The sequence below is a fragment of the Staphylococcus sp. HMSC077D08 genome (assembly GCF_001837945.1).
In the GTDB taxonomy this organism is placed as follows: Bacteria; Bacillota; Bacilli; order Staphylococcales; family Staphylococcaceae; genus Staphylococcus; species Staphylococcus epidermidis.
Genome location: NZ_KV834754.1, coordinates 26,378 through 40,073, shown reverse-complemented (window position 1 = coordinate 40,073; position 13,696 = coordinate 26,378). Strand labels below are relative to the sequence as shown.

General features: G+C 32.7%; 9 protein-coding genes and 3 pseudogenes. 9 read left to right on the top strand and 3 right to left on the bottom strand.

Translation table 11 applies throughout. The features are described from left to right. Nucleotide 1: 1 nt before the first annotated feature. The 3 genes from HMPREF2663_RS02495 to HMPREF2663_RS02485 all read left to right on the top strand — a co-directional run bounded on the left by HMPREF2663_RS02495 (nucleotide 2) and on the right by HMPREF2663_RS02485 (nucleotide 2,179). On the top strand, nucleotides 2-415 hold the full coding sequence (locus tag HMPREF2663_RS02495; protein WP_002458190.1) for a DUF2188 domain-containing protein: 414 nt from the start codon (nucleotides 2-4) through the stop codon (nucleotides 413-415). Between the two features lie 266 nt (nucleotides 416-681). Beyond that, the gene (locus tag HMPREF2663_RS02490; RefSeq protein ID WP_002438184.1) at nucleotides 682-1,383 is read left to right on the top strand and encodes a GTP pyrophosphokinase; all 702 of its coding nucleotides are present in this window, start codon (nucleotides 682-684) and stop codon (nucleotides 1,381-1,383) included. A 22-nt stretch (nucleotides 1,384-1,405) separates the two neighbouring features. Then, nucleotides 1,406-2,179 carry a nucleotidyltransferase domain-containing protein gene (locus tag HMPREF2663_RS02485; protein ID WP_046044365.1) on the top strand — a complete coding sequence of 258 codons (774 nt, stop codon included), beginning with the start codon at nucleotides 1,406-1,408 and terminating at the stop codon, nucleotides 2,177-2,179. A 91-nt stretch (nucleotides 2,180-2,270) separates the two neighbouring features. Here HMPREF2663_RS02485 and HMPREF2663_RS02480 read toward each other — a convergent pair whose 3' ends face one another. After that, nucleotides 2,271-3,188: a phosphatase PAP2 family protein gene (locus HMPREF2663_RS02480; protein WP_070845716.1), complete on the bottom strand. Its 918-nt coding sequence runs from the start codon at nucleotides 3,186-3,188 to the stop codon at nucleotides 2,271-2,273. Nucleotides 3,189-3,494: 306 nt separating this feature from the next. Here HMPREF2663_RS02480 and HMPREF2663_RS02475 point away from each other — a divergent pair, with 306 nt between their 5' ends. Together HMPREF2663_RS02475 and HMPREF2663_RS02470 are read left to right on the top strand one after the other, a co-directional pair. Next, nucleotides 3,495-4,370 carry an alpha/beta fold hydrolase gene (locus tag HMPREF2663_RS02475; RefSeq protein ID WP_002495957.1) on the top strand — a complete coding sequence of 292 codons (876 nt, stop codon included), beginning with the start codon at nucleotides 3,495-3,497 and terminating at the stop codon, nucleotides 4,368-4,370. 85 nt (nucleotides 4,371-4,455) lie between these two features. Continuing rightward, nucleotides 4,456-5,172 (top strand): annotated as a pseudogene (locus HMPREF2663_RS02470) (MerR family transcriptional regulator). 157 nt (nucleotides 5,173-5,329) lie between these two features. Here the strand turns inward: HMPREF2663_RS02470 and glpT are convergent. Further along, nucleotides 5,330-6,688: pseudogene (gene glpT / locus HMPREF2663_RS02465) on the bottom strand (glycerol-3-phosphate transporter). A gap of 367 nt (nucleotides 6,689-7,055) precedes the next feature. Between glpT and HMPREF2663_RS02460 the strand changes: the two are divergent. The 4 genes and pseudogenes from HMPREF2663_RS02460 (at nucleotide 7,056) to galU (ending at nucleotide 11,819) form a co-directional block, all read left to right on the top strand. Further along, nucleotides 7,056-7,736: a GntR family transcriptional regulator gene (locus HMPREF2663_RS02460; RefSeq protein WP_070845714.1), complete on the top strand. Its 681-nt coding sequence runs from the start codon at nucleotides 7,056-7,058 to the stop codon at nucleotides 7,734-7,736. 22 nt (nucleotides 7,737-7,758) lie between these two features. Next, complete coding sequence (gene gntK, locus HMPREF2663_RS02455; RefSeq protein WP_070845712.1) at nucleotides 7,759-9,300, top strand: gluconokinase; 1,542 nt, start codon at nucleotides 7,759-7,761, stop codon at nucleotides 9,298-9,300. Between the two features lie 49 nt (nucleotides 9,301-9,349). Next, nucleotides 9,350-10,704, top strand: a pseudogene (locus HMPREF2663_RS02450) (gluconate:H+ symporter). Between the two features lie 248 nt (nucleotides 10,705-10,952). Further along, a complete protein-coding gene (galU, locus tag HMPREF2663_RS02445; protein ID WP_002490646.1) occupies nucleotides 10,953-11,819 on the top strand; it encodes a UTP--glucose-1-phosphate uridylyltransferase GalU in 867 nt (288 codons plus the stop codon). Nucleotides 11,820-12,032: 213 nt separating this feature from the next. Here galU and HMPREF2663_RS02440 read toward each other — a convergent pair whose 3' ends face one another. Continuing rightward, entirely contained in the window at nucleotides 12,033-13,673 is a 1,641-nt protein-coding gene (locus HMPREF2663_RS02440; RefSeq protein WP_070845710.1) for a phospho-sugar mutase, read from the bottom strand. Between the last annotated feature and the right edge of the window lie 23 nt (nucleotides 13,674-13,696).

The following is a 13,696-nucleotide window of genomic DNA, read 5'->3' as shown; positions in this document are numbered from 1 at the left end:
GATGCCTTGGACGATGCAAGATTATCCTCAAAGTTGGAAAAACTTTGAAGAACTCGAACGGAAAAAAGCGATTGATATTGGTAATGCGATGCTCAAAGATGGCTATAAAGAATCTGATGTGATACCCATTGCTACAAATCAAGCTGAAAAATGGTATCAACATGCTTCAAAAGAAGAATTAGAGACGTTAAAAAACAAACATATCACGCAACATCAAGAAGATGAATCAGCTAATCCTAAACTTAACGAAGAAAATGTTCATGTATATTATGAAGATCAGTTATGGAAAGTAAAATCTACAGAGGCTAAACGAGCTTCAGATACATTTGATACAAAATCTGAAGCAGTTAACCGTGCACAACATATCGCAGAGAATAAAGGTACCAAAGTGATTGAGCATCGAAAAGATGAGTGATTTTAAACAAAGTAATGGCGATGAATTTATGTTGAAGTGATAACCTCATATAAACATTTGGTATTGTAATATAAAAGCTAATAAATATATGAAATTGACTTATCGATGATTAAAAGCATGAATGAATGTTACCTGAGACAATTATTGTTGTCTCAGTTTTTTTATCTATAAATGATATATGATACAACTGTAATATGACATAAAATTTCTATATTAAATTTTAATTCGCTATAATGGGTTTGAAAAGAAATCGGAGGTTGAGAAAGATGTATGTAGAGAGAAAGCCTGCACTTTATATCGAAGATTTACGAGACGAATTCAAAAATAGCTTAAAACATTTTAAAGATGATGATGAAGCATTTAATACATTAGTTGGATTTGTGGAACTGGACCACCTATATTCTTCAGCACTTAAAGAAATAAGTACAAAATTAAGTATTTTAGATGATAACTTTAACTATCAATATAAACACAATCCAATTCATCATATGGAACGACGAGTAAAAGAGATGCACAGTTTAGTTAAAAAGTTGAATCGTAAAGGATTTGAAGTAAGTGCACAAAGTGCTAAAGATAACATTATGGATATTGCTGGTATACGTGTCGTATGTAACTATTTAGACGATGTTTATGTCATTGAAAAAATGTTATTAAGACAAGAAGATGTTAAATTATTAAAACGTAAAGATTATATCACACATCCTAAAGAAAACGGCTATCGAAGTTTACATATCGTCGTATCTATTCCAGTGTTTTTAGCAGATTCAGTAGAAGTAACACCAGTAGAAATACAAATTCGTACAATCGGCATGGATATGTGGGCAAGTTTAGAACACAAAATTCGTTATAAAAATGATACAGACACTGAAAAATATAAAGGATTATTAGAGCAATGTGCATCAGAAATTACAAATGTAGAAAGTAAAATGCAACAAATACATTCAGAAATTTCAAATCGAGAGAAGTAGCGTATTATAAGGTGTGAGTTGATTGAATATATATAGAAAGATAATAGAAAGTTACATTTTATACGATGATGATATACTCGGAGCATTTTACGGTGGAAGTATTGCTCGAAATGATTCGGACAAGTTTTCAGATATAGATTTAAGAATTATAATTAAAGCTAATCAAAAAAAGTGTAAAATTTTAAAGGAATTTATTAATTTATTTGATAATATTTTATTTGTTGAAAATCAGACTAATGAATTCGCTATAGTACACTTAGAAAATCTTTTGAAAATTGATGTCTTAATATTTTATAAGCAAGAATTAATGCCCAGTATTTGGTTTAACAATATTTTGATTGTTAAAGATAAAGATTTCTTTTTAAGTGATTTAAAGAAGAAATCTGATGTTACGACTAATATAACAAGTGAAAGGTTATGTAATATTTGTAATAAGTACTTAGCATACTTGATAGAGTCTTACAAAAGATATCAAAGAGATGAATTATTTTATCTGCAATACGCCATTAATATGATGACTAATTCTCTTTGCCATTTATGGTATTTAGAAATGACTGAAGAACCCAATTCTTTGGGAGATTGGTCTAAATATGAAGGGAGAAGGAGTAAATTAAGTGAATTGCAGTTAGAAACATTAAATAAAGTATACACTAAATCGTATTATGAAAAATTAGCAATATTAAACGATTCTTTTTTGGAAGTATTAAAATATATTGATATTAAACATCACTTTAATCATTACAATGAATATAAAAATCTAGTTAAAATTATTATGAATAAAAGAATAGCTGAATAAAATAACAGGGTGTCATGTTAATTTATTCAGCTTTAATGTGTATATGTAAGATTATTTTTATATAGAATTGACAATACTGTCATATTAAAAACTATGAATTATTACTATGAATTTTATTCAGGATGTTAACTTTATTGATTATAAAATCTGCAATAACCATGAGTGAAAACATAATAAGCAAGCTCATTGTTACATCACTAGTGAAATGTGCACCAATACGAATTCTGCTCAATGCCATTAAAATGCTATAACATAATCCGATACTAAATACTATTTTTTGAGTGCGTAATTTTTTAAAGTAAAATGCGATAAACATTAGAAATGCACCATTTCCAGTATGTCCTGAAGGGAAGGAACTATGTCCAGTGTTTCCATTTATTGTGAGCCAGTGAGTGAAATGTCCGGCTTTGCCAGTGATTTCATATGGTCTAAAACGTCCCCACAAATGTTTCAAGCTATCAACGAGTTCTAATCCAATAAATAAAATCATAAAGCTAATAAGTGAAACTTTGAATAAATGATTAAGTTCTTGGTTATTTGTATGTTTTAACCAAAATTGATAACAAATAAAAGCGATAATTATAAGGATAATCAAAGAAATAAAGAAACTCATTCCTAAAGATAAAGCATTTCCAGCGTTTCCCTCATTATTTGCCATACCCATTGGCTTATGATTTTTGATGTTTTCTGATGTAGATAACATATATTGAGCAGTTTCTGACACGAATTCATTGGTTTTTATCAACGTAAAGATAAAAGATAAAATCAAAGTTAACGTTTTTGCTAATTTATTTTTAAAAGTCTTAAAAATATAATAATTTAAAATTACAGTTGAAATAATTAATATGAGCGTAGGTGGAAATAAACCGTAGTTTTGAAATAAAGTACCGAAAATTGAATTCTGATTCATGAAATAATGTGAGATAGGTTGATCAATAAGTAGAGAAATTAAAAGAATGCTTATTAAGATACCTATAGTAATAAGTGATAATTTTTTTGAAATAACCATGAAATGCCTCCCTAGATGATGAAAATGTAAATGATGTTGTGCAAAACGTATAAATTATTTATCAGCAACGGTCGTTTCCTAGTATTAAGAATAGTAAGAAAATGTTAATTAAGTATGAGGATAATATTAATTTTTTTATTAAGCGTATTGGTGTGATTCAAATTGTTTAAACTTATTTAAATAGAAAGATCAGTTTTAAATATGTAGTAACATAAAGCTGATGGACATATGATTAGTATAATTATAAAAAATTAAATTATATGATATTATTATATTAATTAATGTATTAAGAATAAGAGGATGTATATGATTAAGCAAAATTTTACAACTAAAGTTTATCCACTTAAACAATTTGAGGGAGAATATAGTGAAGTTGCCTACGCAGGAGATAGCCAAGCTGATGATGTGATTGTATTTATTCATGGTGCACTCTTAACATATAAAATTATGACGATGTTCGAGCCTTACTTCAGAGATTACAAATTAATATTTATTAATAGTCCAAGTCGTGGTAAAAGTACAGATTTAGATCGTGACACACATACATTAGATGATTACGCTGCACGTATATATGATGTATTAACGCAAATTGTTAAGGAGCAACAGATAAAAGAACTGAGTATTGTTGGTTATTCAATGGGAGGAATGATTGCGACACGATTACTTAAGTATAATACATTACCAGTATCTCATCTTATTTATTTACATAGCGCAGCGAAAATTACTCCAGATGCGAGTATGTTAGCACGATTATTCACTAGTGAGAGTAAGCGAGCAGTGTTAAAAGATGAAATTAAGGCAGTAAAAAATCTTCCTCAATATATACTTGATAAAACGATTTATGCACAAAAGGAAAACGCACTTGATTTGGTACAATTTATTGCACCTATTAAAACTATAATTACGGATATGATTTACACGATTAATACAGATTATTTACCAGATATCGATGAGATTAAACAATTTCCGAAAATATTATTTATGTCTGGAAAAGAAGATCAAATTATTCCTTATACGGATTCTCAAGCTACGTTAGAAAAATTTAAGGCGTTAGGTGGAGAAACTAAAGAAGTTATTTATCCAGGAATTGGTCATATAGATTTCCCGAGTGTTTTAGAAACCCAATCGGATGGACAAACTGGCGTGGTAGATGAAATTAAAGCGTGGATTTCCAAAAAATAAGACGTCCGGACGTCTAGAAATGAATAAAGTTATTGATAATGACGTAACGTTATCGAGTATGCTTTGACTAGGAGGTGAGATGTCTATGTCGATTTATACTTCAGGAGATATAGCTCATAAATGCCATGTGTCAACACGCACTATTCAGTACTACGATAAACAAGAAATCTTATCGCCAAATTATACTTCTGAAACTAACAGACGCTTTTACACTGATAAGGAAGTGGAGAAACTTGAACTGATTTTATTTCTTAAGGAAATAGGTTGCACAATTAAAGAAATTAAAGTGTTATTACAAGAAGACTCATCAATGAAGACGCTTTACACTCTTCTTCAAATCAAAAAGCATGAGATACAACAGTCAATAACAGTTAAAGAAAACAAGGTACGTAAAATAGAGCAAATTCAGCGCTATGTTCATCAAAATTCAATATCTCCAATTTATTATTTACAAGATATAGCTACTTATATGGAAGAATCTCATAGACGCAAATATGTTAGAAAGAAATTATGGTTAAGTATAGCTCTGATTGGTTCATTACAATATGGTGGTTTGATCACTTCAATTGTAACTAAAAGGAAAAAGCCTTTTTTGTCGATGATGCCTGTTGTAGCTATGTATTCACTTTGGTTAACAAAAAAGTATAAAAAGAATGTTTCATATGTCTGTCCTAATTGCCACCATGTGTTTAATCCTAGTGTCATTAAATTTGTAACAGCATCACATACACCTTAAACTAGAAAGCTTCAATGTCCTGATTGTCACGAAATACATTATTGTGTAGAAATTGCTAAGCAATGAATGCAATTTGGATATATTAATAAAAATTCATTTATGCTACATGACGCAAAGCATAAAAATAGCCTGAGACGAATAGTCTTAGGCTATTTTTATATATAGCACACGACTGAATAGGACATATGCGCATCGTAATCAATGATTGAGCACACTTAGGATATTAGTCGATTTGTTCTTGACCACGTTTATTCCAAGTTAAAATGAAACATAACATAGCGAGTATGCTGATGACTGTTAATAACACAAAGCCAATATGCCATCCAAAATGTTGAACTACAAACCCTAATACAATATTAGCCATAACTGCACCGAACAAGTATCCAAATAGACCAGTTAGACCAGCCGCAGTGCCAGCTGCTTTTTTAGGAACATAATCTAACGCTTGTAAACCAATTAACATGACTGGACCATAAATTAGGAAACCAATACCAATTAATGAAAGATTATCTAACCATGCGTGACCTGGTGGATTTAACCAATATATAAGGATAAAGATTGTTACGCCTAACATAAAGAAGAAGCCTGCTGGACCACGACGACCTTTAAATAGTTTGTCAGATAGATAACCACAAAGTAGTGTGCCAGGAATTCCTGCCCATTCGTATAAGAAGTAAGCCCAACCAGAAGCACTTAAATCAAAATGCTTTTCCTCACTTAAGTATGTCGGTGCCCAGTCCAAAACACCATAACGCACAAAATAAACGAAAATGTTTGTAAAAGCAATCGCCCATACCCATTTGTTATTAAGTACATATTTAAACAATATTTCTTTCGTAGTTAATTCTGTTTCAATTGTTTGTTTAGTTGAAGTGGCATAATCATTTTTATACTGCTCAATTGGTGGTAACCCCTGAGATTGTGGTGTATCTCTAATAAGTATGTAAGAAAAGATGGCAATAACGATAGCCAATAGTGCAGGGTATATAAAGACGCCTTCAAACCCTTTTAAATAACCGAAGTTGTATAATGCAGTCATGGAAATACCCCACGTAGCAATAGGTGCCATTAAACCTCCGCCTACATTATGTGCTACATTCCATATTGACGTTTTGCTTCCGCGTTCGCTGACACTAAACCAATGAACTAACACACGTCAAGATGGTGGCCAACCCATTCCTTGGAACCAACCAACTAAAAACAGCATGATAAACATTATAGTTATGCTTGAAGTAAAGAATGGAATAAATCCTAATAATAAGTTAATAATTGCTGTCAATACTAAACCTAAAGTTAAGAACATTCGAGCATTACTTCGATCGCTGACAGTTCCCATTACAAATTTACTAAAGCCATATGCGATAGATACTGCAGATAATGCAATACCTAATTCCCCTTTACTAAAGCCTTGCTCAATTAATGAAGGCATTGCTAAAGAGAAGTTCTTTCTTAATAAATAGTAACCAGCATAACCGATAAATATTCCTAAAAAGACTTGAAAGCGTAGTCTTTTATACGTATCATCTATTTTTTCTGATGGCAATGATTTGATATGTCTAGCTGGTTTTAAGAAATTAAACATGTTATAACCTCCTAATCGTATGATGATGTATAAAACTGAAAAATAATTACGAGTAAATTTTAAGTATCCAAGTAAGCGTTGTCAATATAATTATATTTTTTTATGAAATATAAAATATATAATTGAATAATAAGAAACAAGCAATAAGTAAGTATGGTTTAAGTGTATTTTACATTATTTTATAAATTGTATTGAGAGGAAGGAAAGTGAACGAATCAAAGATGGATGTAAATAATTCTAAGAAATATTTTGTTGAATTGTGTTTAAAATGTCAAAACACCTAAAAGAAAGCGCTTGCAAAACAAAAATTTGAATATTAACATACTTGTATACAAGTAGAGGGACATTGAATTGAGGTGGATAGAACGTGACGTATGGTTATCCGAAAAAGTGGAAGGAAAACATGACTTCAGGACAAGTAATAGCTGCTGAGTTACGTTTAGGAATAGTGAATGGCGAAATTGAATCCCATATACAACTAAGTGAAAATCAAGTTGCACAACAATTTAATGTGAGTCGTTCACCAGTCAGAGATGCATTTAAGTTACTTCAAACAGATCAACTGATTCAATTAGAACGTATGGGCGCACAGGTTCTTCCTTTTGGTGATCAAGAGAAAAAGGAAATGTATGATTTGCGCTTGATGCTCGAATCATTCGCCTTTTCAAAATTAAGTGGAACAGATACACAATATATTGTTAAGGAAATGAAAAAGCAATTAGAAATGATGAAGGTTGCAGTCCAATTTGAGGATGCTGAAGCATTTACACAACATGATTTTGAGTTTCACGAGGTGATGATTCAAGCAACAAATCATCAGTATATTAAAGTGTTTTGGAATCACCTTAAACCTGTTATGGAATCACTCATACTCATTTCAATGAGACAAAGAATGGCAAATGACCCTAAAGATTTCGATAGAATTCATAGTAATCATCAAGTTTTTATAGATGCTGTTGAGAACGATGATGCCTCCATATTGAGAAAAGCATTCCATTTAAATTTTGATGATGTAGGAGAAAATATTGAAGCTTTCTGGTTACGTTAATTTATAGAAAAGAGGGATGAATATGAAATATATGATTGGTGTAGATATGGGGACAACGAGTACGAAGGCTGTGCTATATGATGAAAAAGGCAAGTTTATAATGAAACATAATATTGGCTATGACTTACATACACCAAACGTAGATGTGTCGGAAGAAAATCCTGATGAAATATTTGATGCTGTGCTTATGACGGTTAAATATATTGTAAGAGAATCTGGCATCGCAAAAGAAGATATTAAATTTATTTCCTTGAGTACGCAAATGCATAGTTTGATTGCTATGAACGCGGATAATCAACGTTTAACTGAAAATATCACTTGGGCTGACAATCGAGCGAATGATTATGCTGATTTAATAGAAAAATCATATGGCGGTTTTGAATTGTATCAACGAACGGGTACACCGATTCATCCTATGTCACCATTATCTAAAATCTTTTGGATGAGACATGAGGAACCGGAAATATTTAAACAAACAGCTATGTTTGCAGATTTAAAAACATACGTACTGTTTCAATTATATGAGCGATTCGTCATTGATTATTCTTTAGGATCAGCTACAGGTATGATGAACTTAGAACAATTAGATTGGGATCATAAAGCTTTAGAATTGTTAGGTATTGAAAAAAATCAATTACCACAACTTGTTCCAACCACACATATTTTAACTGGAATGAAAAAACGCTACGCAACGTTGATGGGTGTTGATGAGCAAACGCCTGTGATTGTCGGAGCGAGCGATGGCGTATTATCTAACTTAGGTGTAAATAGCTATCAAAAAGGTGAAGTTGCTGTAACTATTGGCACATCGGGCGCAATTCGTACGGTAATTAATCAGCCAAAAACAGACGAGAAGGGGCGTATTTTCTGTTATATTCTCGATAAAGATCAATATGTGATTGGCGGTCCCGTCAATAATGGTGGTGTCGTTTTGAGATGGTTACGAGATGAAATTTTAGCGAGTGAAGTTGAAACGGCTAAAAGGTTGGGGGTCGATCCTTATGATGTGTTAACTCAGATTGCCAGCAGAGTAAAACCAGGTGCAGAAGGATTGATTTTTCATCCCTATTTAGCTGGAGAGCGCGCACCATTGTGGAATGCTGACGCAAGGGGTTCATTCTTCGGATTGACATTATCTCACAAGAAAGAGCATATGATCCGTGCAGCATTGGAAGGTGTACTGTATAACTTATATACGGTTTATCTTGCATTAATTGAAGTGATGAATGAAACACCGACAACAATTAAAGCGACGGGTGGTTTTGCTAAAAGTGAAATTTGGCGACAAATGATGGCAGATATTTTTGATACAGACTTAATCGTACCTGAAAGCTACGAAAGTTCATGTCTAGGTGCATGTGTACTTGGAATGAAAGCTCTAGGAGAAATAGATGATTTTTCAGTCATTAAAGATATGGTTGGTACAACACATGCCCATGAACCTAACCAAGAAACAGTTGCCATCTACCAACAACTTGTCACCATTTTTATTAACATTAGTCGTTCTATGACTGAGAACTACAATGATATTGCGAATTTCCAACGAGAACATTTAAGTGATTAATTGATTATATATTATATGAATAATAAACAAGAGAAAGAAGGGGAATGCGATGTTTGGAGAGATTTGGCCACTCATCAGTGTTGTATTAGGAATTATTATCTTATTAACATTAATTATTGGATTGAAACTTAATACATTTATTTCATTAATCATTACTTCAATGATAACTGCGTTATTATTAGGTATGCCACTTAACAAAATTATGGAAACCATTGAAAATGGTATGGGTAGTACGCTAGGTCACATTGCTTTAATCTTTGGCTTAGGTGCGATATTAGGTAAATTATTAGCCGATGGCGGTGGCGCAACACGTATTGCTGATACACTTATTGCAAAGTTTGGTCAGAAACATGTTCAATGGGCTTGATAGCAGCATTTATCGTTGGTATTGCGCTATTTTTTGAAGTAGGTCTTGTACTATTAATCCCACTCGTATTTACAGTAGCTAAACGCGCAAATGTATCAATATTAAAGTTGGGACTACCAATGGTCACAGCGTTATCCGTTACACACGGATTCTTACCACCGCATCCTGGACCCGTTGTCATCGCTAAAGAGCTTAAAGCGAATATTGGTGAAGTTTTGTTATATGGTATGATTATTGCTATTCCTATAACACTTATTTCAGGTCCACTCTTTAATCGATTTGCGCAAAAGATGGTTCCAACAGCGTATACGAGAGAAGGGGATATTTCTTCTTTAGGTACTCAAAAGGAATTTAAAGAAGAAGAGATGCCAGGTTTCGGAATAAGTTTATTAACTGCTATGTTACCTATTATTCTTATGTTGATTTCTACAATTGTGCAACTGATTACAGGACACGAAGAAGCAACAAATGTATTCGAACAAATTGTTTATTTCATAGGAACTGCTGGTACTGCAATGCTTATCGCAGTGATATTTGCAATCTTTACGATGGGAACGAAGCAACAACGAAAAATGGAAGACATTATGAAATCAGTTACGCAAGCTATTTATCCAATCGGCATGATGTTACTCATCATCGGTGGTGGTGGTACATTTAAACAAGTATTCATCGATGGTGGCGTAGGTGATACAATCGCTAAGATGTTTGAAGGAACAAGCATGTCACCCATTTTATTAGCATGGATTGTAGCTGCAGTCTTAAGGGTTTCATTAGGATCAGCTACAGTTGCTGCCGTATCAACAACAGGCATTGTGTTACCACTTTTAGAACATTCAGATGTTAATGTAGCTTTGGTCGTTCTTGCAATAGGTGCAGGTAGCGTAATTCTCTCTCACGTCAATGATGCAGGATTCTGGATGTTTAAAGAATATTTTGGGCTGACAGTTAAAGAAACATTTTTAACATGGTCGTTATTAGAGACAATTATTTCAGTATCAGGTATTTTATTTATTTTATTTATCAGTTTATTTGTATAGAGAAAAATTTCCTGCCGCTCTCATTTTAAAAATATAGCGAGTGTTTTTCAGTGGATGTCTGTCACCGATATATTTAAAATAAAGTTAATTTCTTTTCGAGTATTTTTAATTTCTAACTCAATTCTTGATTAAGTTAATGTTAATATTGAAAAAGATTGTGGTGAAAAAACACTACTATGAAAGCATTTTAAATAGTGATACACTTTATTAAGAGTTTAATTACGTAAATAGGTAAAGGAGTTTATAGATTGAAAAAGATAAAAAAAGCAATAATTCCTGCCGCTGGTTTAGGTACTCGTTTTTTACCAGCAACTAAGGCGATGCCAAAAGAAATGTTACCAATATTAGATAAACCAACAATCCAATATATTGTAGAAGAAGCCTCTAAAGCAGGGATTGAAGATATTATTATAGTGACTGGCAAGCATAAACGTGCAATTGAAGATCACTTTGATAATCAAAAAGAATTAGAAATGGTTCTTGAAAATAAAGGAAAAGCAGACCTGCTTGAAAAAGTACAATATTCAACAGATTTAGCTAATATTTTTTACGTACGACAAAAAGAACAAAAAGGGCTAGGACATGCAATTCATACTGCAAAACAGTTTATCGGTAACGAACCATTTGCAGTGTTATTAGGAGATGACATTGTAGAATCTGATACACCAGCTATTAAACAATTAATGGACGTTTATGAAGAAACAGGCCATTCAGTGATAGGTGTTCAAGAAGTGCCAGAATCTGATACACATCGTTATGGTGTGATTGATCCTTCTGCTAAAGAGGGAAGTCGATATGAAGTACGTCAATTTGTAGAAAAGCCGAAACAAGGTACTGCCCCGTCTAATTTAGCAATCATGGGTCGTTATGTATTAACACCAGAAATTTTTGATTATCTTGAAACACAAGAAAAAGGTGCTGGAAATGAAATTCAATTAACTGATGCGATTGAACGAATGAATAGCAAACAACAAGTGTATGCATATGATTTTGAGGGTAATCGTTATGATGTTGGAGAAAAATTAGGATTTGTTAAAACAACGATTGAATATGCTTTAAAAGATCCAGAAATGAGTCAAGACTTAAAAGCATTCATTAAGCAATTAGATATTTAAATTCAATCAAAAATGCCTGAGACAAAATAGTTGTCCCAGGCATTTTACGTATTTATAGTGGATGATTGGATTGAGTATTCACTGTCATCAAATTTTGATTATTAGAAAGAATAGTACCCAATATCGAGAGTTCAACCTAGAGATTCTACTAACCATGTTAACTCTATTTCGATATTAAGATTTCAAAGAGAATACATTTCTACCTTTTTCTACTTAAGAGTTAAATATAGCATCGTTCATTTTTTGTGCAACTACGTCAAAATGGTCACAAGAAAGTGATACATAAAGTTTAATTTTAGGCTCTGTACCAGAAGGACGCAAAGCAATAAATCCTTCATTAAAGTATATCTTTATTACATTCGCTTTAGGTAAAGTTATATCACTGACTTCATCATTTTGTAAGTCAGTCTTTTTACCTGTTTCAAAATCTTCGATTGCAATGACTTTAAGACCGCACATTTCCGTAGGTGTTTCACTTCTGAATTGAGTCATAATATTTTCGATTTTTGCCTTGCCTTGAGTACCTTCAAATGTATGTGAGAAGAGCTTGTCATTAAAGTTACCGACATTTCGAGTAATGTCTTCTAATTCATCTTTAAGCATGCGTCCTTCATTTTTTAATTCAGCTGCATACTTAATCATTAATGGCACGATTTGAATCGCATCTTTATCTCTTACAAAAGGACGAGCTAAGAAGCCATAGCTTTCCTCGTAGCCAAAAAGAAAGTTTTGTTCAGGAGACAGATGTCTTATTTCAGCTGCGATATATTTAAAACCTGTCAAAACTTCTTTGAAATTAACATTATGATATTGAGCAAGAGATTTAGCTAAGCCACCACTTACAATTGATTGGAACATGATTCTGTTAGGCAATCCTTCTGTTTGTTTGATGCGATAATTTAACAAGAGTGCACCAATCTGATTTCCGTTGTAATAGTAGATGTTACCTTCAGCATCACGTTCAACTATTCCTAAGCGGTCTGCATCGGGATCTGTGCCAATAAGTAAATCAGCATCAATGTGATTAGCAAGTTCTATCGATTGATCAAACGCTTTAAGATCCTCTGGATTTGCACTGGCTACAGAGCTGAAATCTGAATCAGGTTCACATTGTGATGCAACTAACTCAAATTGATTAAAGTTAAGAGAAGATAAAATGTCAGGTACAATTGGCACACTCGTACCATGCAAGCTTGTAAAGACAACTTTTAAATCGGACTGTGGAATCGTTCCAACTAAGTCTTGTACGTTTTTGAAATAATCTTCTCTGACTTCACTCGGGACTGAATGAATTAATGATTGTTGTTCAGTAGTTAAACTAGGTACATTAATATGAAGTGGATGACCTAACTTATCGATATATGTGCTTAATTGTGCGGAAGCGTCTGTTGATAATTGAGCACCATCTTCTCCATACACTTTGATTCCGTTGTAATCTTTAGGATTATGGCTAGCTGTAATCATAACACCCGCATCAGCTTGTAAGTATCTGACTGCAAATGATAAATCAGGTGTTGTTCTGTATGTATCAGCAAGATAAACTTTAATATCATGACTTGCTAGAATATTAGCGATAATTTGAGCAAATTCAGGTGATAAGTGCCTTGTGTCATAATGTATGACGACGACAGGATGTGCGATACTTGATGTTAAATAATGGGCAAAGCCTAACGCTACTTTAGATACTGTGAACTTATTTAATCGGCCTTCACCTAAACCGAATTTCCCTCTAATACCAGCCGTACCAAAAGACAGTGTAGTATTGAGTCCTTCTTGTTGCTCTTCGGAAGTTTGATTATTATAAAAATCTTTGACTAAACTTTCGTCTAATACATCTATCCAATTATTTTTCATATTTACAAATTCCTCTTTATTAA

Coding starts and splice junctions, on each gene's coding strand:
- HMPREF2663_RS02475 (WP_002495957.1), top strand. CDS start 3,495: ATGATTAAGCAAAATTTTACAACTAAAGTTTATCCACTTAAACAATTT.
- HMPREF2663_RS02495 (WP_002458190.1), top strand. CDS start 2: ATGCCTTGGACGATGCAAGATTATCCTCAAAGTTGGAAAAACTTTGAA.
- gntK (WP_070845712.1), top strand. CDS start 7,759: ATGAAATATATGATTGGTGTAGATATGGGGACAACGAGTACGAAGGCT.
- HMPREF2663_RS02440 (WP_070845710.1), bottom strand. CDS start 13,673: ATGAAAAATAATTGGATAGATGTATTAGACGAAAGTTTAGTCAAAGAT.
- HMPREF2663_RS02480 (WP_070845716.1), bottom strand. CDS start 3,188: ATGGTTATTTCAAAAAAATTATCACTTATTACTATAGGTATCTTAATA.
- HMPREF2663_RS02490 (WP_002438184.1), top strand. CDS start 682: ATGTATGTAGAGAGAAAGCCTGCACTTTATATCGAAGATTTACGAGAC.